This window comes from Nonomuraea sp. NPDC049152 (genome assembly GCF_040648355.1).
Taxonomy (GTDB): Bacteria; Actinomycetota; Actinomycetes; order Streptosporangiales; family Streptosporangiaceae; genus Nonomuraea.
On sequence record NZ_JBEZDO010000030.1, the window covers coordinates 1 to 17,394 of the forward strand.

A 17,394-nucleotide genomic window follows, 5' to 3' on the forward strand; every position below is an offset into this window, starting at 1 on the left:
CCGGGCCAACTTCGACCTCCTCCGGGCTCGAGTCCTCCGCTACATCTGACGGAGCCACGCTCTGTCACTGAGATCATCAAAAGTGAGCCAGAGCCCTGGAATGTCAGTGGGCCGCGCGGACAAGATGTCAGTGAGGTCTACGCGCTGCGCCCATCCGAAGGAGGCGGTTCGTCGATCCATGAGAAGTCCGGTGGTGATGGATCCCACAGGTCGTCTTCGATGTCACTACCACTGCCGTACAGCAGGTCCTGGAGATACTGCTCATCTTGAAGGCGTGGCCGGCGCCACCATGGCGGCTCAGCGAAGGTGCCCTCGGGATCGTTGAGGTGGTCGCCTCGCGTGAGGCGCAGACTGTACTGTGACGATGAACACGCCCGTACAGGAGCGCACGATCCGCGCAATCCCGTTGCTGGCCGCACTGGCAGCCCTCGTTCGCGACCGCGCGAGCGACACCATTCCCTTGCGCAGCATCACCTTGAGGGACCACGATGTGGTCATCGTCACCTCGGCCGACGAACTCGCGCTGGACTACGACATCACCCCGGCGCAGATGGCCAGGACGCTACTCACCAACCCTGCGGAAGGCGCCACCTCTTCCCATGCACCTCCAGCCGACTCGCCCGCGCTTCGCTTCGCCTACCTGCTAGAAGACGTCCTCGCCTATCGCGATGCCTGGACCGATTACCAGCTGGCGGTGGTGCCTTCCGCACGGTTCGGCCTGTACAGGATCAGCGTGGCCGAGGACGCTGTCCTCATCACTCTTGAGCGTGAGGACGGCGTCAGGCACACGTTGCAGGTCGCCTTGGACTACGACAGCGGGCTGGGATACAGCTTGATCGACTTAGCGCATGAGAGCACGTGACGTCCCGGTAGGCGATGCCGCCGCGAGATCGGGTTCACCTCCCTGCACGAACGGATCGACACCACCACCCCCGGCGGACGCCTGGTCTTCCACGTCTTCGCCGCACTCGCCGAATTCATCCGCGAACTCATCATCATCGGCACCAACGAGGGCCTGACCGCCGCCCGCGCCCGCGGACGTACCGGCGGGCGCCCCACCGTCGTCGATGAGAAGATCCTGCGCGCCGCTCGCGACATGCTGCCCAAACCCCGCTACTCCATCACCTCGATCGCCAAGCTCCTCGGCGTCTCAGTCGGCACCCTCTACAACCACATCCCCGACCTCCAGGAGCTCCGCGCCGCCGGACAGAGCGCGGCCCTGCCCGCGCCTCAACCTCCGTCCTGAACCTCCACCGGCGCAGATAGCGATCTCGCGAACGCTGAGGGCTGGGTGCAGAAGGTGTTGGGCGCGGGGGTTAGATGCCAGTGGATGCGCGGAACCCACAGGTCAGCGTGACCACGCCAGTGCCGCTGCGGTTGTCGGCGCGAGGCTGCCGAGGGTGGTCACCGCCTGTTCCTGTGATGGGCTGTTGATCTCGACGAGTACGCCATGCCGAACGCCGAACAAGACAACACCGCCCAGCCCGTGCTCGCGGATCCACTGCCCCGAAGTCAGCTGCCGGCAAGGGTACGGCGGCTCGCCCGGGTACGGCTTTTCGCACGCCGCCTGCGGGTTGCCCACCGAAACCGGGTGGAGGGCGACTGCGCTGGAGTTGAAGTCGAGAAAGACAAAGGTGTCGTTGGGGTCGTGCTCGATCTCGACCCACACGGGCGCCTGACCCTGGAGGCCGAGCAGCGGGATGTCAACGGCTGCGAGAGCGCGCTCCTCATGCCAGTTGACGATCCACGTGCGACTCTGCAGCACCATCGTGACGAACACGCCCACGCCGAGGGCTGCGCACAGCACGGGCCACCGCCACCTGACGCGAGTGACCACATAGCCGGCGATCACATAGGCGACGACCCCTGCGACCAGGATCGGTAGCCCGAAGAGCGCCCGTGGCAAGCTGGTGATCGAGGGGCCCGGGGCAAGAGCGATCATCGCGGGGATGAGAGCGGCGAAGGCGCCGGTCCCCAGGAGAGCTACCCAAGGCGCCCGTTGAACCCGGAACACACTGGTCAAAATGAGGCCGAGTGGGAGCGGGAAGAGCAAGGCGGCGAAGGCATGGAGGATGGCGATGCCTTCGGCGGTGACGTACAGCACGCTTTCAACCGCACCAACGATCGCCCCGGCCGCCCCAGCCCTCCCCAGAATCCCCAATGTTCGCATAAGGCGCCATCATGCATGGAAAGTTCATTTCGGCACAATAAGGACTCGGCTCCTCGGATGCCGCCACCGGCCTGGCTACCGAGGGGCGCGCGTCACCGCCGAAGCCGACCCTGCCGCCCGCCGTCGTACGCGCTGACGTCCACCCAACACCAAGGTCATTCTCACCGCTAACGGCTGTACCGCTATTCCTCAACCCCGTTGCCTGAGTCTGTACGAGGTGCCCTTCACCGGGGGCGAGAAGACCGACTCACCCGGCCACGTAGCGCCTCGGGAGTGGTCTTGGTGGAGGTGGGTGAATACAACAGCGGCCACGTCGGACGCGCCGTACCCGGCCGTGGTCAGACCATCGGTCAGCACACTCGACCAAGGGCTCGATCTGTGATCCGTAGCCGAAGAACCGCTTGCCCAGGCCAGTGTCGAGCAGGGCCAGGCCATCAGGGGTTTGCACGCACAAGCAGTTGTAGCCGAGCGCGAGTGACGATCTACCGTGTGTCGCGGCGCACAGCTCTTCGCTCGGCACGCCGGATTCGGGCGTGAAGAACTCAGCCAATGGCGGTTCCCAGGGCGGCTTCGGTTGACCATCGCTGATCACCACACAGCTGAGGCTGCCGACGGGGAAACTGTAGATCACACGACCAGCGTCCCAGGTCGGTTGGGACACCCCGCGCAGATCGAGGGGGTATCCACGTGCCGCGATCAGCCGGAAGCACAAAGCCCGCTGACATCGATTCCGCGCGACCACTGACCATTCTCACCGCGCCCAACAGCCGGAGCGACATCCGGTCGGCCACAGGCTTGTACTGGTGCCCGCAGAACGTGCCAGGTTGCCTAGCCGCTTGCTACGATGACCATCGACGACGATGGCCATGCGAATGGGGAGTTGCGGGCGATGACGACGGGCGGCTCGGGGTTCTCGATGATCCCTGTGGTCAAGAAGAGCGCGGCGGTCCAGGTCGCCGACCAGCTCGTGGCGGCCATCCGCGACGAGCACCTCAAGCCGGGCGACAAGCTCCCCTCCGAGCGCGAGCTCGCGCAGAACTTCGACGTCAGCAGGCCGACGATAAGGGAGGCGCTGGCCGCCCTCGAGCTGGCGGGGCTCGCCAAGTCGCACAAGGGCAGGGGCACCGTCGTGACGGGCTCGGCCGCCGCCGTCGCCACCTGGGGGGTGGAGGTGCTTCCTCCACAGGTCTTCGAGGCGCGGCTGGCGATCGAGCCCGCGCTCGCCGCGCTGGCCGCCGAGAAGCGCTACCCGGAGGACATGGACATGCTGGAGGCGACGCTCGCCAAGATGGAGGCGGCGTTCGCCGAGACCGGCGACTACGGCAGCGACCTGCCCCTCCACAGGGCCATCGCCCGCGCCGCCCGCAACCCCATCCTCGAGCAGTCGCTGGAGGAGGCGCTACGCCACGTGGGCGGGCCGCTCTGGACGGAGCTGCGCCGCCGCGCCCTGGTCGAGCCGAGCGCTCGCGGCGGCCACATGGAGGAGGCCCGCATGGTGATCAAGCACATCAGGGCGGGCAGGGCGGAGGAGGCGGCACAGGTGTGGCGCCAGGGCCTCCTCCGCTACCGCGACGAGATCATCGGCGCCGAGACCGCGTGACCCACGGGGTCAGCCCTCGCTGATCACGTGGCCCCGCGCCTCCAGCGCCTTCGACGCCCGCCGCAGGTCGGCCGTCCTCACCAGCAGGTAGTCGGTGTCGAACGTGGACAGCGCGAACACCGAGACGCCCGCCTCGGCCAGCGGCGCGGTCAGCGAGGACAGGATGCCGACGAGCGAGAAGTCCAGCTCGCCCGCCACCCGCAGGGCGCTCCATCCGCTCTCCACCCTGGCGCCCTGCGGCTCCTCGCCCGCGGCGCACACGACCGAGACCTCCTCGGCCGTGACGGTCACGCCGTACAGCTCGGCCGCGGGCGGCGGCTGGGGCGCGGCGGATCCGGCCGGCAGCCTGCAGACGGAGTACCCATGGGAAAGAAGGCGGAGCTCCACGTCCATCACCTCTGAAGAGCGTTGGGAAGTTCGGCCACGACGGGCGACAGGGCGTCGAGCGCCTGGGACAGGTAGCCGGTGTCCATTCCGATGTTGATCCTGAACCACCCCTCGCGTCCGAAGAACACGCCGGGCGCGACCAGAACGCTCGCCTTCCGCCTGAACAGGTCACCGACCTCGACGGAGGGCAGGTCGCTGTCGTAGCGCACGAACGCCAGCGCCGAGGCCATCGGCGCGAGTGCGGTGAGCCTGCCGTCCTGCCGCTGCATCCATGAGGAGAACAACTCGTAGCCCCTGCGCACGCACGTGCGGTTGCGGTCGAACAGCCGCTCCCTCGTGGAGGCGCGCAGGGCGCACTCGGCCAGGTGGTTGTCCAGGCGGCCCGTGGCAATCGCGACGTACTCGTGGCGTCGCCACAGGTCGGCGAGCTCGGGATGCGTGCACACCGCCCACCCGATGCGCAGACCCGACAGGCCGTAGGACTTCGACAGGCTCCCCACGCCGATGACCCGGTCGGTCATGCCGACGAACGAGGGCGTCTCCCGCTCGGTGAGACGCTCGCTGCCCCTGTAGACCTCGTCGGCGACGATCCACGCGCCGCAGTCCTCGGCGATCCGGACGATCTCGGCCATCTCCTCCTCGGTGAGGATGTAGCCGGTCGGGTTGTTGGGGTTGCACACGTAGATGATCCTGGTGCCCGGCGTGGCGACCCGCCTGAGCTGCTCCAGGTCGGGCGCCCAGCCCCGCTCGGCGTCGAGCTCGAACGCGGCGACGTCGCAGCCGCGGTTGAGCGCCAGCCCCCACACCTGGCGGTAGCCGGGCTCCATCACCACCACGCGGTCTCCCGGTTCGCAGAGCGCGTCGACGATCGCGGCGTTGGCCTCGGACGCGCCGACGGTGACCAGCACGTCGTCGGAGCCGATGCCGTCGTAGAGGCCGGCGATGAGGCCGCGCAGGCCGCGCTCGCCGTTGACCTCCGGGTAGTACAGCGGCACGGACATGATCCGCTCCACGTCCTTCCCACCCTCGATGAGGTCGGCGACGGTGACGGGGTCCACGGTCGAGTCGGCGAGGTTGAAGCGCACGGTCTGCTCGTAGTCCGACTGCCAGTTCTCGAGCTCGAACTTCTGGAAGGTCACGGACACTCCCTAAGGACAACAGGTCAGGTTGCCTGGCAGGTTGCCTGATGCCCAGAACCCTGTCAAGGGTGGGCTTAGTGCGGGAATTCTTGGTGAATTCAGGGCTTGACACGGCATCTCAGCACATGGAGTCTGGCTGTCAACCTACCAGGCAACCTTTCATGTGAGGGGTGATGCTATGGATCAGATCCGTGTCGAACATGACCTCCTCGGCGAGATCACGCTGTCTTCGAGCGACCTGTTCGGCATCCATACGGCGAGGGCCAGCGAGAACTTCCGCCTCGGCGGCGAGTCGCTGCGCCAGTTCCCCGCCCTGTTGACCGCCCTGGCGCTGGTCAAGAGCGCCGCCGCGTGGACGAACGTGAAGCTCGGCGTGCTTCCCGCCGAGATCGGACAGGCCGTCATGACCGCGGCCCACGAGGTGGCGGAAGGCCGCCTGCACGAGCACTTCCCGCTCGACGTGGTGCAGGGCGGCGGCGGCACCTCGACCAACATGAACATGAACGAGGTCCTCGCCGGCCGGGCCACCGCCCTGCTCGAAGAGGCCGTCAAGGTCGACCCGCACGACCACGTCAACAGGTCCCAGTCGACCAACGACGTGATGCCGACGGCTCTCAACATCGCGGTCCTGACGACGGCGCGCGCCACGGTACGGTCTCTGCGGCTGCTGGCCGAGTCGCTGGAGAGGAAGGGCAGGCAGTATCGGTCACTGGATCGGCTCGGCCGTACGTGCCTGCAGGACGCCGTGCCTGTGCCGGCCGCCCTCGTGCACGAAGGGCAGGCCACCTCGGTGCTGTCGGCCGCCAGGGTCCTGGAGTCGGCCGCCGACGAGCTGCGCATGGTGCCGCTCGGCGCGACGGCGATCGGCACGGGCCTCGGCGCCCCTCCCGGCTACAGGGAGCCGGCGCTGCGGCGGCTGGCCGAGTTGACGGGACTCGACCTGGAGCCATCGGCCAACCTGTCGGAGGGGATCTCCTCGCTGGAGGGCCTCGCCTCGGTCGCGGACGCCATGGCCAGGGCCGGACGGGTGCTCGCCCGCATCGCGAGCGACCTGCGCATCCTGGCCTCGGGCCCGATCGGCGGCTTCGGCGAGATACGGCTGCCGCCCGTGCAGGCCGGGTCGTCGATCATGCCGGGCAAGGTGAACCCGGTGATCCCCGAGCTGGTCATGCAGGTGTCCTTCCAGCTCGAAGGCGGTGCCCACATCGTCCACCTGGCGTGCTCGGCGGGCGAGCTGGAGGTCACCCCCATGGGGCCGGTGGTCACCGCCGAGCTGCTGCGCGGCCTGCGGCGCCTGGACCGCGTCGCCGTCCTGTTCGCCACCCGGTGCGTCGACGGACTGGCGTGGAACGAGGACGCGGTGCGCGCCAACCTGCGCGGCTCCCTGCAGGAGGCGGTGGAGTCGGCGGTCGAGCACGGCCACACCTACGCGGTCACCCACTTTCCCCTCGAACCAGCAGAAGGCAGGACATGACCCGCGCGCTCATCACCGACCCGATCCACGACGGCGCCACGGATCCCGTGCTCGTCTGGAACAGGGAGGAGGCCACGTGGTGGTGCCTGTTCGTGCACCGCAGGGCCAACACCAAGATCGGCGGCCCGGCCAGGATCGGCCGCTGCCACGGCAGCCAGGTCGCCGTGGCCAGCTCGGCCGACGGCGGCGGGAGCTGGCTCTACCGAGGCACCCTCGACCTGCCGGTCGAGCCGGGGCTCAACACCTTCTGGGGCCCTGACGTGCTCTGCCACGACGGCGTCTACCACCTGTTCGTCACCTTCATCAGGGGCGTGCCCGACGACCCCGCGTGGGACACCCACGGCAGGCCGAGCCCATGGCGTCGAGAGGTGCACCATCTGACCAGCGCCGATCTGTGGAAGTGGACGCACGGCTCGCGCCTCGACCTCGGCACCGACCACGCCGTCGACCCCTACGTCCACCCGCTGCCCGAGGGCGGCTTCGGCCTGTGGTTCAAGGACGAGGCGCGCGGCGGCTCCATCTGGCTGGCCGTCAGCCCCGACCTCGACGAATGGAAGGTCGAGGGGCGGGCCCTCGCCGACTGGCACGAGGGACCCGCGGTGTTCACGCTGGGCGGCTTCGCGTGGATGCTCGCCGAGAGCCGCTCGGGGCCGGCCGTCTACCGCTCGGACGACATGCGCGAGTGGGAGCCGAGGGGCGGCCTGGCCGTACCGGGTGACGTGCCGCGACAGCCGTACGTCCAGCCCTTTTCCGAAGACAGAGCCCACATTCTCTACTACGCGCAGACCGGAAGGGACAGCTTCGGCGAGGAGGTGCCGACCGCCGGACAGGCGTCGGACATCCGCGCCGCGGAGCTGGCCCTGGTCGGGGGCGACCTTGAGTGTCGTACGGCGAGCGCGCTGAGACTGACCGGCGGAGCTTCCGCCATCCGGCGTCCGCCCGCGGCGAGCACGTCAAGCCCCTGAACCTCGCACAGCAAGTTGGTGACACCATGAACAACCGCATCTTCGTCGTCGCCCTCGTCACTCTGCTCCCGCTGACCGCCTGCGGCACCGGTGCGGCGCCCGCCGCGGCGCCCTCGGCCGCTCCGTCCGCCGCCGCGTCCGCCGCCGCGATCGCCAAGGACGAGAAGCTGGCGGCGGCCGTACCCCAGGAGATCCGCACCCGCGGCACGCTCGTCATCGGCACGAACGCGCCCTACGCCCCGCTGGAGTTCTTCGCCGAGGACAACAAGACCCTGGTCGGCTTCGACATCGACACGGGTGACGCCCTCGGACAGGTTCTCGGGCTGAAGGTGGAGTGGAAGAACACCTCCTTCGACAACATCATCCCCGGCCTTGAGGCCGGCAGGTACGACATCGGGATCGCCGGATTCGGCATCGAGAAGGACCGCCTGGGCGTGGTCGGCTTCGTCTCCAACTACCTCAGCGGCGGCGGCTTCCTGGTGAAGAAGGGCAGCGGCGTCAAGGTCAACGACTTCAAGGACACCATCTGCGGCCTGCGCGTCGGCGTCCAGAGCGGCACGACGCAGGTGGAGCGGCTGGAGAAGGCCGACGCCTACTGCAAGGGCGCGGGCAGGCAACCGGTCCAGATCATCCGCATCCCCGACCAGAACCAGGCCGTGCTCACCCTGTCCAGTGGCCGCGCCGACGTGGTGACCGCCGACAAACCCGCCGTGGAGTGGGCGGCCAAGCAGTCCGAGGGCGCGCTGTGCGTCACCGGCACCTATCGCACACCCCACAGCCTGTCGGGCATCGCCGTTCCCAAGCGTAACGCGGCGCTGAACGGCGTGCTCCAGGCGGCGATGACCAAGCTGCTGCAGGAAGGGCACTACACCCGCATCGCCGGCAAGTGGGGCGTCGTGGACGGCGCGATCGAGAAGTCGGAGATCTTCACCGACCCCGGCCAGGTCCAGGACGGTGACGAGATCTTCCCGCAGCCGATCAAGGAAGGGTGTGCCTAGCCATGGCGACCGGCACCGCCCGGCAGGGCCTGCGGTCCGACGCCGACATCAAGGCGATACCGGTCAGGCGCCCGTGGCGGTGGGTCGCCACCGCGCTCGTCCTGATCCTGCTCGCCCTGCTGCTGACGTCCATGGTCACCAATCCCCGCTACCGCTGGGAGATCGTGGCCAGGTACCTGCTCGACGGCAGCGTGCTCAACGGACTGCTGCTCACGCTGGAGTTCACCGCGATCGCCATGGTGATCGGCATCGCGCTCGGTGTGCTGTTCGCGGTCATGCGCGGCTCGTCCAACAGGGTGCTGGCGTGGACCGCGGGGGGCTACATCTGGTTCTTCCGCGGCACGCCGCTCCTGGTCCAGCTGATCTTCTGGTTCAACCTGAGCGCGCTGTACCCGACGATCGAGCTCGGCGTGCCGTTCGGGCCGACCTTCGCCACGCTCGACGCCAACACGCTCATCACCCCGTTCATCGCGGGCGTGCTAGGGCTCGCGCTCAATGAGGGCGCCTACATGGCCGAGATCGTCAGGGCGGGCATCGTGTCCGTCCCGAAGGGTCAGCTGGAGGCGGCCAGCTCGCTCGGGATGTCCAAGAGCATGACGATGCGCAAGATCGTGCTTCCCCAGGCGATGCGCGTGATCATCCCGCCCACCGGCAACAACGCCATCGCGATGCTCAAGACCAGCTCGCTGATCAGCGTGCTGGCCATCCCCGAACTGCTCTACAGCGTCCAGATCATCTACGGGCGCAACTTCCAGACCATCCCCCTGCTGCTGGTGGCCAGCATCTGGTACCTGCTGGCGACCTCGATCCTGACCGCCGTGCAGACGCGGATCGAGAGGCACTTCTCACCCGACCGCGACCCGGGCGAGCCGTACGGCGTCCGCCTGCGGCGCAACCTCACCTCCCGCCGCGCCCACGTCAAGGAGGAGCGCTGATGTCCGTTCTGGTCCGTGCCGAGGGGGTGCACAAGCACTACGGGCGCAACCACGTGCTCAAAGGCATCGACCTGTCGCTGGAGGAGGGCCAGGTCATGTGCCTGGTCGGCCCCTCGGGGTCGGGCAAGAGCACGTTCCTGCGCTGCGTGAACCACCTGGAGACGATCAACAGAGGCAGGCTCTGGGTGGACGGCGAGCTGATCGGCTACCGGCAGAGCGGCGAGGCGCTGCACGAGCTCAACGACAAGGAGGTGTGCGGGCAGCGCGCGCGTATCGGCATGGTCTTCCAGAGCTTCAACCTGTTCCCCCACTACACCGCGCTGGAGAACGTCATCCTCGGGCCCTGCCTGGTCAAGAAGGAGTCCAAGGCCGCCGCCACCGCCCACGCCGAGGAGCTGCTGCGCAGGGTGGGGCTCGGCGAGAAGCTGCACAGCTACCCCAACAGGCTGTCGGGCGGCCAGCAGCAGCGCGTCGCCATCGCCAGAGCGCTGGCGATGCGGCCCAGGCTGATGCTCTTCGACGAGCCCACCTCCGCGCTCGACCCCGAGCTGGTCGGCGAGGTCCTCGACGTGATGCGAGGACTGGCCAGCGACGGCATGACCATGATCGTCGTGACGCACGAGATGGCCTTCGCCCGTGAGGCCGGCGACACGCTGGTCTTCATGGACGACGGCGTGATCGTCGAGTCGGGCGATCCGCGCGAGGTCCTTGCCCGTCCACGGCACCAGCGCACCCAAGCATTCCTGTCCAAAGTGCTGTAACACCCGGGAGCAACACATCCATGAAAGCTTTCCACGCCGACGTCGTCGTGATCGGGCTGGGCGCCATGGGGTCGATGGCCGCATGGCAGGCCGCCGCGCTGGGCGCCTCGGTCATCGGCATCGAGCAGTTCACCGTCGGCCACGCGCGAGGGTCCTCGCACGGCGGGTCGCGCATCTACCGGCAGATCCTCTTCGAGGGCAAGGAGTACGTGCCCCTGGCCCGCCGCTCCCTCGACCTGATCAAGGCCCTCGAACGCGACAGCGGCGAGGCGCTGTTCACCCCGTCGGGCGGGCTGGTCATCGGCCCCGAGGACGGCCCGCTCATCCAGGACGCGCTGGCCAGCGCCACCGCGGGCGAGGTCGCCTACGAGTGGCTGGAGGCCGACGACCTGCGCCGCCGCTACCCGCAGCACGCCGTCTTCGACGACGACGTGGCCGTCTACGAACCGGGAGCCGGAGCGCTGCGGCCCGAGGCGTGCGTCACCGCCGCGGTGGCGGCCGCCAACCGGGCGGGCGCGCACATCCGCACCGGCGTCCCCGTCTCGGCGCTGCGGGTGGAGGACCGGCACGTGGAGGTCACGGTGGGCGAGGAGCGGTTCGTCGCCGACAAGGTGGTGCTCGCCTCCGGCGCCTGGACCCTCGACCTGCTGCCTGAGGTGTCACTGCCGCTGCGCACGCAGCGCTCGTGCCTGTCGTGGTTCACGCCGCGGGGCGACAGGACCGCGTACGGACCCGAGCGCTTCCCCACCTTCGTCCGTGAGAGCCGCGGCCTGCACGGATGGGGCATCCCCGACGTCGACGGCCAGGGAGTCAAGGTCGGCGTCAGCGGCACGAGCAAGCGGTGGCTGGACCGGCCCGAGGACAACTGGCACGACCCCTCCCCCGAGGACCTGGCGCCCGTCGAGGACTTCTGCCGCATGGCCTTCCCCGGGCTCGACCCGCACACCGCGAAGGCCACCGCCTGCATGAACTCCAAGAGCCCCGACGGCGACTTCGTCATCGGCCCCGTCGGGGCCGGCGGAAGGGTGGTCTTCGCCGGCGGCTTCTCCGGGCACGGGTTCAAGCACTCGGCCGCCGTCGGCCTGGCCTGCGCCCAGCTCGCGCTCGACGGCGCGTCCGAGTTCGACCTCGCGGCCTTCTCCCCCAGCCGGTTCGAGGACGGCCGATGACCATGCGATACACCAACCTCGGACGCTCGGGCCTCCAGGTCAGCAGGCTGGCCCTCGGCACCATGAACTTCGGCCCGCTGACCGACGAGGAGACCTCGCACCGCATCCTCGACGCGGCCGTGGACAGCGGCATCAACCTCGTCGACACCGCCGACGTCTACGGCGCCGACGCCAACAAGCAGGTGTACGGGCTCGAACCGGAGAAGGGCAGGACCGAGGAGATCATCGGCACCTGGCTGACGAAGACGCCCTCGCGCCGCGACCAGATCGTGCTGACCACCAAGGTGTACGGCGCGATGGGGCCCGGCGTGAACGACATCAGGCTGTCGGCCAGGCGCATCAGGCGAGCCTGCGAGGACTCGCTCCGCCGCCTGCGCACCGACCACCTCGACGTCTACATGCTGCACCACGTCGACAGGTCCACGCCGTGGGAGGAGATCTGGGGCGCGCTGTCCCAGCTGCGGCAGCAGGGCAAGGTCCTGTACTTCGGCACGAGCAACCACGCGGCCTGGCACATCGCGCGCGGGCAGGCGGTGGCCGAGCGGCTCGGCGAGTTCGGTTTCACGGTGGAGCAGAGCATCTACAGCCTGATGCAGCGGGCGGTCGAGCTGGAGGTGCTGCCCGCCTGCCGCGACATGGGGATCGGCTTCCTGCCGTACAGCCCGCTGCACGGCGGCCTGCTCAGCGGCATCCTGCGCAAGCGGGAGGTCGAACGCGGCAAGGAGGGCCGCGCGGCGGCGGCGCTGCGCGGCGACAGGGCGCGGGTGGAGCGCTACGAGCAGGCGTGCGACGACTTCGGCGAGCATCCGGCCACGGTCGGGTTGGCGTGGCTGTTGCACCAGCCGGGGGTGACGGCGCCGATCGTGGGAGCGCGTACGGCGGAGCAGCTGACAACGGCGCTTCGCGCGCTGGAGATCGAGCTGGACGAGGAGCGGCTGGCGCTGCTCGACGACATCTTCCCCGGTCCCGGCGGCCCGGCCCCCGAGGCCTACGCCTGGTAGTCCACCCCGGTGACGCAGTGACCAGGCCCCGCGTCCCGTCTCCTGACGCGGGGTCCACGGCAGCTGCGCACGGCCAATCTGCTGCAGCAGGGATGATCAGGAGTGGATCGCGAGAATCGCGACCACGGCGCCGACGGCGTACAGCGCGCCCGCGCCGATCAGCAGCGGTCCCACCAGCGCCTGAAACCAGCCGCGCGCGCCGTCGTCGATCCTGACCTCTCGCGGGTGGGCCGGATCGTAGATCACTTCCACCCGCGCGCCGAGCTCGTGGGAGGGACGCGGATAGGTGACCCGCGAGTCGGCGGTGATCTCCCTGCCGTCGAGTGTCGTGAAGCGCAACGACGTCAGCCAGCGCTGCCCGCCGCCGGCCTGCGTGCGCGGACGCCTGCCGATCACCTTCGCGGGGACCCGCACCCCGTGCCGCAGGAGCCGCTGGTCCCTGATCGTCCGGCGAAGTCCGGCGACGACCAGTGTGAGACCCAGCAGACCGACTAACGCGACGATCGTCTCGATGTAGCTCATGGGTCACCCCTCAGCCGGATCGTAGACTCACCTGCCCGCATGCAAGGCATGGATTATCACCGTTGCCCCATCTTGAACAGGTATCGATGATCATGTGATACTTCGGAAGCAAAGAGTGACTGATGTCGGAAGAGTGACTCTTCTGGCGCATGGTGCTTGAGACGTATTCAAAGTGGGGAATCGTCGCCATGTCGTTTGACAGGGACACCGCCGTGACGGGACCGCGCGTCCTCCCCTTCTACCGGGCCGTCCCCCGGCTCATGAAGGATCCCGTCACCGAGCTGGCCAAGATGGGCACCGAGGCAGGGGGGCAGATCGTCCGGCTGGACATCGGCCCTTTCCGGCCCTACCTGGTCTCACATCCCGACCATGTCCAGCAGGTGCTGAAGACGGACTGGCCCAACTTCGTGCGCGAGGGGATGTTCTGGCGACCGCTGCGGCGTGTGACCGGCCAGAGCATCCTGGGCGAGGGTGAGGGCTGGGCGTCCAGCAGGAAGATCCTTCAGCCGTTGTTCACCGCGAGGTACATCGCCTCACTGGGCGAGGACATGGCCGACATCATCGCCGACTGCGTCCTCGAACTCGACGACCACGCGCGGACCGGCCGGCCGGTCGACGGCGGATCCCAGATGACGACGATCGTCAACCAGACCGTCATCAAGGTGCTCTTCGGCGGCCGGATCTCCCCAGACATCGCCGAGCGCCTCACGCCCGAGTTCGCCACGTGCGCCACGTCGATCGCCTTCCGACTGCTCTTTCCTTTCGCTCCCTACTCCATCAGGGTGCCAGGGGACCGGGCGTTCCTCGCGGCCGCGAAGAAGATCGACGAGATCGTCTACCCTCTGGTCGAACGGGCGCGCGAGCAGGACACAGGCACCAACGAAGTGGTCTCGGCGTTGATCAGGGCCAGGATCGAGCAGGACGGCCAGGCGGACCTGCGACAGGTCCGCGACGACCTGGTCAGCATCTACGGCGCCGCCTCGGAGACCACGGCGATGTCGTTGACCTGGCTGTGGTCGGTACTGCATGACCATCCGGACGTGAACGCGAGGCTGCAGGAGGAGATCGACGAGGTAGTGGGCGAGGGCCAGGTCCGGCCGGCGCATGTCGCGAAGCTCAGATATCTCCGCATGGTCTTACAGGAACTGGTGCGCCTTTATCCGCCGGGGTGGATCATCCCCCGTCAGGCGGTCGCGGACACGGAGATCGGCGGGATCCGGATCAAGGCGGGCTCGCAGGTGCTGGTCAGCCCGTACACGAGCCACCGGCTCACGGAGTTCTGGGACCGACCGCTCGAATTCGACCCGGAGCGCTGGGCGCCGGAGCGGAACCATCGCCCGCATCGCTATGCCTTCTTCCCCTTCGGCGCGGGCCCGCATGTCTGCCTCGGACAGCACCTGTTCTACCTCATGGCCCCTTTGGTGATCGCCAACCTGCTGAGCAGGTACCGACCGGTGCTGACCAACCCGCAGCGCCTCACCCCCGTGCCGGGGGCATCGGTGCGGCCGAAGGAGAAGCTCATGCTGAAGTTGCTGCCGATCAACCGGAGCCGATGAGCATGAGCGCGCGAACCAGGAAGAAACGTCCGGCCAAGGTGGGCGTGTGAGCATCGGAGAGATCGCGGCTCATGAGACGGAGAGCGTCACCTCGGCCGCCGACGCGCTGCTGACTGGTCTCATGCACAAGCCCTGGGGCCAGGTCTCCCTGTCGACCTACGAGACCGGCCGCCTGGTCACCCTTGCTCCCTGGCTGATCGGTCACCAGGAGCGGATCCGCTACCTGCTGGCCGCCCAGCGGCAGGACGGCAGCTGGGGGGCGCCCGACGGATACGGGCTGGTGCCGACGCTCAGCGCCACCGAGGCGATCCTGTCGGCGCTGCTGCGCGACGATTACGACATCGAACGGCAAAGCATCAGGGACGCCGCCGACGGTGGCCTGCGCGTCCTGGCCGGCTGGCTGAGCGGGCGACAGGAGCTGCCCGACATGCCGGCGATCGAGCACATCGTGCCCTCGCTCGTCGCTCTCATCAACCGGCACCTGGAAGACCTGCCGGGCCGGCCGCCGCCGCTGCCCCTCCCCCACGGCATGAGTTACGACACGATCACGCTGGTCAGGTCGTGGATCGAGTCAGGGGCGGAGGTCCCGGAAAAACTGCTGCACGCTCTGGAGGTCGCGGGCCCTGCGGCCATCGGGGCCGCCTCGGTCCGGCCGACGGCTATCGGCACCATCGGGGCCTCGCCTGCCGCCACCGCCGCCTGGCTGGGAGATCGGGGGGCACGCGACCCGGACGACCCGGCCCGCGGGCACCTCGAGGCGCTGGCCCGTCGCCATGGCGGTCCCGTGCCCGTCGGAGTGCCCATCACGGTGTTCGAGCGAGGCTGGGTGCTGAGCTGGCTGGTCCGCGCGGGCGTGCCCGTCGACGTGCCACCGGAGATGGTGGCGGACCTCAGAGCGGCGATCGGCCCCGCCGGAGCCTCCGCGGGACCTGGGCTGCCGGCCGACGCCGACACGACCTCCGTGGCGTTGTACGCGCTGGCACTGCTCGACATGCCGTACGAGCCGGACAGCCTGTGGGCGTTCCATTCCGGCACACACTTCTCCACCTGGCCAGGCGAGCAGGGGTGCTCGGTCAGCGTCAACGCCCACGTGCTCGACGCCTTCGGCCAGTACGTCGTCTGCCGGCCAGGCGCCGCCGCCCGATACGGCGAGGCCATCGCCGACGTAGCGGCCTGGATCCGCGGCCGGCAGCGGGCCGACGGAAGCTGGATCGACAGGTGGCACGCCTCGCCGTACTACGCCACGGCCGGCTGCGCACTCGCCCTCGACGAGTTCGGCGGCGACGCTTCGGCCGCCGCCGTGCGGGGGGCCGTCGACTGGGTGCTGGCCGGTCAGCGGCCCGACGGCTCCTGGGGACGGTGGGAGGGCACCGCGGAGGAGACCGCCTACGCCATGATGACCTTGCTGCTCACCCGTCGGCGCAGCGCCGATCCCCGGTCCGCGGAGGCGGCAGCCCGCGGCCACGCCTACCTGATGCGCTCGTCGGGCGCGAACCATCCTCCCCTGTGGCACGACAAGGACCTGTACACGCCGGTCGCCGTCGTGCGCGCCGCGGTACTCGCCTCGTCGCACCTGGCCCAATGGGCCTAGCCCGCGTGGCCTTCCACGTCACGGGACAGGTCGTGAACGGTGTACGCGTGGGTGTCCCTGGCCATGTACCACCGGCCGTTGAACGACACGCTCCTGCGCTGCCCTTCCGCGATCTTCTCCAACTCGGCGGGCACATCGACGAGCTCGGCCTCGAAGGCCACCTCGAGCTCGTCGATGTGGGCGGCGACCCGCGCGACCGCCGACGCCGCGCTCATGCCCGCCCTCTCCAGGATGCTGATGGAGTTGGGCTTACCCTCGACCTTCTCCCGCTCGAACGTCCTTATGTCGTTGGCCAGCCGCACGCACGACGCGCCGAGATGCGTCACCGGCTCGATCGACGTCCAATGCGCGGCGTCGGCGAGGACCGGGCCGCAGATGGCCAGGGCCGCCGACCACCACGTGGGGTACAGAATGGTGAGCATCCCGTTGGCGAGATAGTCCTCATACGATGGCCACGGCTGCCTTGCCGAGGCCCAGGCGCGCTCCTTGGTCATGGCCGCGCCCGCGAGCTCCAGCTGCCGTGCCAGGTTCGGCGCGTGGAGCGCAGCGCCGGCGTATCCGTGGAACCGGGCGCACCACTGAGCCCAGGCGGCCAGGATCTGGCCCGCGGGGCCCCCGGAAGGGTCCGCGTTCGCGTCGCCGGAGAGGATCGCGGGAAGCTCGGCGAAGAACGCCGCGAAGTCATGCTCGGACCACTGCCCGGCGATGCTGTCAGCGATGTCGTCGACGCCGAACAGGATCGCGGTCAGTGCCCCGAGGTCGGCGATCTGATCTCGATGCGCGCGCGGAAACGTGGCCGCGGCCGACAGGCAGCTGAAGGCGAGTCTGCTGGCCGAGCCCTCTCCATCGGCGAACAGGACCGGATAGGGGCGCAGGAGTGCCGCCGCCTCGGGTACCGCGCCCAGCGCGGCCCGTAGGACGACGCCGCGGTCCTGGCTGGGCACGCCGGCCAGCTGGTGCGATCCCTTGAGTAAGCGGTCCGCGAGGTCGTTGCGGATGCCGAAGTAAGTTTCAGGGCTCGGGCCGCTCACCCATCGAGCCTAGCCATTCCCGATCTTGTTTGACAAACAACGTAACTGACCGGAAAACCATTACTTGATCATGATCGTGATCCTTGCTAAGGTGC

General features: G+C 68.8%; 17 protein-coding genes and 1 pseudogene. 13 read left to right on the forward strand and 5 right to left on the reverse strand.

Annotated features, from left to right (window positions below):
• Nucleotides 1–364: 364 nt before the first annotated feature.
• The 3 genes and pseudogenes from AB0B45_RS39230 (at nt 365) to AB0B45_RS39240 (ending at nt 1,246) form a co-directional block, all read left to right on the forward strand.
• The gene (locus AB0B45_RS39230) at nt 365–862 is read left to right on the forward strand and encodes a hypothetical protein (RefSeq protein ID WP_358141728.1); all 498 of its coding nucleotides are present in this window, start codon (nt 365–367) and stop codon (nt 860–862) included.
• A gap of 27 nt (nt 863–889) precedes the next feature.
• Nucleotides 890–1,030: pseudogene (locus AB0B45_RS39235) on the forward strand (recombinase family protein); the annotation flags it as partial.
• A 66-nt stretch (nt 1,031–1,096) separates the two neighbouring features.
• Nucleotides 1,097–1,246 carry a TetR/AcrR family transcriptional regulator gene (locus AB0B45_RS39240; RefSeq protein WP_358141730.1) on the forward strand — a complete coding sequence of 50 codons (150 nt, stop codon included), beginning with the start codon at nt 1,097–1,099 and terminating at the stop codon, nt 1,244–1,246.
• 102 nt (nt 1,247–1,348) lie between these two features.
• Here AB0B45_RS39240 and AB0B45_RS39245 read toward each other — a convergent pair whose 3' ends face one another.
• Nucleotides 1,349–2,104 (reverse strand): hypothetical protein, encoded by a 756-nt coding sequence (locus tag AB0B45_RS39245; protein WP_358141733.1) that lies wholly within the window; start codon nt 2,102–2,104, stop codon nt 1,349–1,351.
• Between the two features lie 910 nt (nt 2,105–3,014).
• Between AB0B45_RS39245 and AB0B45_RS39250 the strand changes: the two genes are divergently transcribed.
• The gene (locus AB0B45_RS39250) at nt 3,015–3,770 is read left to right on the forward strand and encodes a GntR family transcriptional regulator (protein WP_358141735.1); all 756 of its coding nucleotides are present in this window, start codon (nt 3,015–3,017) and stop codon (nt 3,768–3,770) included.
• A gap of 9 nt (nt 3,771–3,779) precedes the next feature.
• On the opposite strand, the gene AB0B45_RS39255 is transcribed toward AB0B45_RS39250, so the two are convergent.
• Both AB0B45_RS39255 and AB0B45_RS39260 read right to left on the reverse strand, forming a co-directional pair.
• The gene (locus AB0B45_RS39255; protein WP_358141738.1) at nt 3,780–4,157 is read right to left on the reverse strand and encodes an ACT domain-containing protein; all 378 of its coding nucleotides are present in this window, start codon (nt 4,155–4,157) and stop codon (nt 3,780–3,782) included.
• Nucleotides 4,158–4,162: 5 nt separating this feature from the next.
• Nucleotides 4,163–5,296 carry an aminotransferase class I/II-fold pyridoxal phosphate-dependent enzyme gene (locus AB0B45_RS39260; protein WP_358141740.1) on the reverse strand — a complete coding sequence of 378 codons (1,134 nt, stop codon included), beginning with the start codon at nt 5,294–5,296 and terminating at the stop codon, nt 4,163–4,165.
• Between the two features lie 178 nt (nt 5,297–5,474).
• On the opposite strand from AB0B45_RS39260, the gene AB0B45_RS39265 reads away from it, so the two are divergent.
• Genes AB0B45_RS39265 through AB0B45_RS39295 form a run of 7 tightly spaced genes read left to right on the forward strand, consistent with a single transcriptional unit; the run spans nt 5,475 to nt 12,599 of the window.
• Nucleotides 5,475–6,770 carry a lyase family protein gene (locus tag AB0B45_RS39265; protein ID WP_358141743.1) on the forward strand — a complete coding sequence of 432 codons (1,296 nt, stop codon included), beginning with the start codon at nt 5,475–5,477 and terminating at the stop codon, nt 6,768–6,770.
• Nucleotides 6,767–7,735 (forward strand): hypothetical protein, encoded by a 969-nt coding sequence (locus tag AB0B45_RS39270; protein WP_358141746.1) that lies wholly within the window; start codon nt 6,767–6,769, stop codon nt 7,733–7,735. Before AB0B45_RS39265 ends, AB0B45_RS39270 begins: the two co-directional genes overlap by 4 nt.
• Nucleotides 7,736–7,761: 26 nt before the next feature.
• Complete coding sequence (locus AB0B45_RS39275; RefSeq protein ID WP_358141749.1) at nt 7,762–8,733, forward strand: ABC transporter substrate-binding protein; 972 nt, start codon at nt 7,762–7,764, stop codon at nt 8,731–8,733.
• Between the two features lie 2 nt (nt 8,734–8,735).
• Entirely contained in the window at nt 8,736–9,668 is a 933-nt protein-coding gene (locus tag AB0B45_RS39280; RefSeq protein WP_358141752.1) for an amino acid ABC transporter permease, read from the forward strand.
• Nucleotides 9,668–10,429, forward strand: coding sequence for an amino acid ABC transporter ATP-binding protein (locus tag AB0B45_RS39285; protein ID WP_358141755.1), 762 nt, complete (start codon nt 9,668–9,670; stop codon nt 10,427–10,429). The genes AB0B45_RS39280 and AB0B45_RS39285 overlap by 1 nt, the downstream gene beginning before the upstream one ends.
• Before the next feature lie 20 nt (nt 10,430–10,449).
• Nucleotides 10,450–11,598: an N-methyl-L-tryptophan oxidase gene (gene solA / locus AB0B45_RS39290; RefSeq protein WP_358141758.1), complete on the forward strand. Its 1,149-nt coding sequence runs from the start codon at nt 10,450–10,452 to the stop codon at nt 11,596–11,598.
• Nucleotides 11,595–12,599 (forward strand): aldo/keto reductase, encoded by a 1,005-nt coding sequence (locus tag AB0B45_RS39295; protein ID WP_358141761.1) that lies wholly within the window; start codon nt 11,595–11,597, stop codon nt 12,597–12,599. Before solA ends, AB0B45_RS39295 begins: the two co-directional genes overlap by 4 nt.
• A gap of 96 nt (nt 12,600–12,695) precedes the next feature.
• Here AB0B45_RS39295 and AB0B45_RS39300 read toward each other — a convergent pair whose 3' ends face one another.
• Nucleotides 12,696–13,121 carry a DUF3592 domain-containing protein gene (locus AB0B45_RS39300; RefSeq protein WP_358141764.1) on the reverse strand — a complete coding sequence of 142 codons (426 nt, stop codon included), beginning with the start codon at nt 13,119–13,121 and terminating at the stop codon, nt 12,696–12,698.
• A 188-nt stretch (nt 13,122–13,309) separates the two neighbouring features.
• Between AB0B45_RS39300 and AB0B45_RS39305 the strand changes: the two genes are divergently transcribed.
• Complete coding sequence (locus AB0B45_RS39305) at nt 13,310–14,677, forward strand: cytochrome P450 (RefSeq protein ID WP_358141767.1); 1,368 nt, start codon at nt 13,310–13,312, stop codon at nt 14,675–14,677.
• Nucleotides 14,678–14,723: 46 nt separating this feature from the next.
• Nucleotides 14,724–16,268, forward strand: a complete 1,545-nt coding sequence (locus AB0B45_RS39310; protein WP_358141769.1) for a prenyltransferase/squalene oxidase repeat-containing protein — start codon at nt 14,724–14,726, stop codon at nt 16,266–16,268.
• On the opposite strand, the gene AB0B45_RS39315 is transcribed toward AB0B45_RS39310, so the two are convergent.
• Nucleotides 16,265–17,299, reverse strand: coding sequence for a terpene synthase family protein (locus AB0B45_RS39315; RefSeq protein ID WP_358141772.1), 1,035 nt, complete (start codon nt 17,297–17,299; stop codon nt 16,265–16,267). The genes AB0B45_RS39310 and AB0B45_RS39315 overlap by 4 nt on opposite strands.
• Nucleotides 17,300–17,394 lie beyond the last annotated feature (95 nt).

What these genes read in the sequence shown, in the direction of transcription:
- AB0B45_RS39230 (WP_358141728.1), top strand. Translation starts at nt 365, where the DNA reads ATGAACACGCCCGTACAGGAGCGCACGATCCGCGCAATCCCGTTGCTG.
- AB0B45_RS39240 (WP_358141730.1), top strand. Translation starts at nt 1,097, where the DNA reads ATGCTGCCCAAACCCCGCTACTCCATCACCTCGATCGCCAAGCTCCTC.
- AB0B45_RS39250 (WP_358141735.1), top strand. Translation starts at nt 3,015, where the DNA reads ATGACCATCGACGACGATGGCCATGCGAATGGGGAGTTGCGGGCGATG.
- AB0B45_RS39265 (WP_358141743.1), top strand. Translation starts at nt 5,475, where the DNA reads ATGGATCAGATCCGTGTCGAACATGACCTCCTCGGCGAGATCACGCTG.
- AB0B45_RS39270 (WP_358141746.1), top strand. Translation starts at nt 6,767, where the DNA reads ATGACCCGCGCGCTCATCACCGACCCGATCCACGACGGCGCCACGGAT.
- AB0B45_RS39275 (WP_358141749.1), top strand. Translation starts at nt 7,762, where the DNA reads ATGAACAACCGCATCTTCGTCGTCGCCCTCGTCACTCTGCTCCCGCTG.
- AB0B45_RS39280 (WP_358141752.1), top strand. Translation starts at nt 8,736, where the DNA reads ATGGCGACCGGCACCGCCCGGCAGGGCCTGCGGTCCGACGCCGACATC.
- AB0B45_RS39285 (WP_358141755.1), top strand. Translation starts at nt 9,668, where the DNA reads ATGTCCGTTCTGGTCCGTGCCGAGGGGGTGCACAAGCACTACGGGCGC.
- solA (WP_358141758.1), top strand. Translation starts at nt 10,450, where the DNA reads ATGAAAGCTTTCCACGCCGACGTCGTCGTGATCGGGCTGGGCGCCATG.
- AB0B45_RS39295 (WP_358141761.1), top strand. Translation starts at nt 11,595, where the DNA reads ATGACCATGCGATACACCAACCTCGGACGCTCGGGCCTCCAGGTCAGC.
- AB0B45_RS39300 (WP_358141764.1), bottom strand. Translation starts at nt 13,121, where the DNA reads ATGAGCTACATCGAGACGATCGTCGCGTTAGTCGGTCTGCTGGGTCTC.
- AB0B45_RS39305 (WP_358141767.1), top strand. Translation starts at nt 13,310, where the DNA reads ATGTCGTTTGACAGGGACACCGCCGTGACGGGACCGCGCGTCCTCCCC.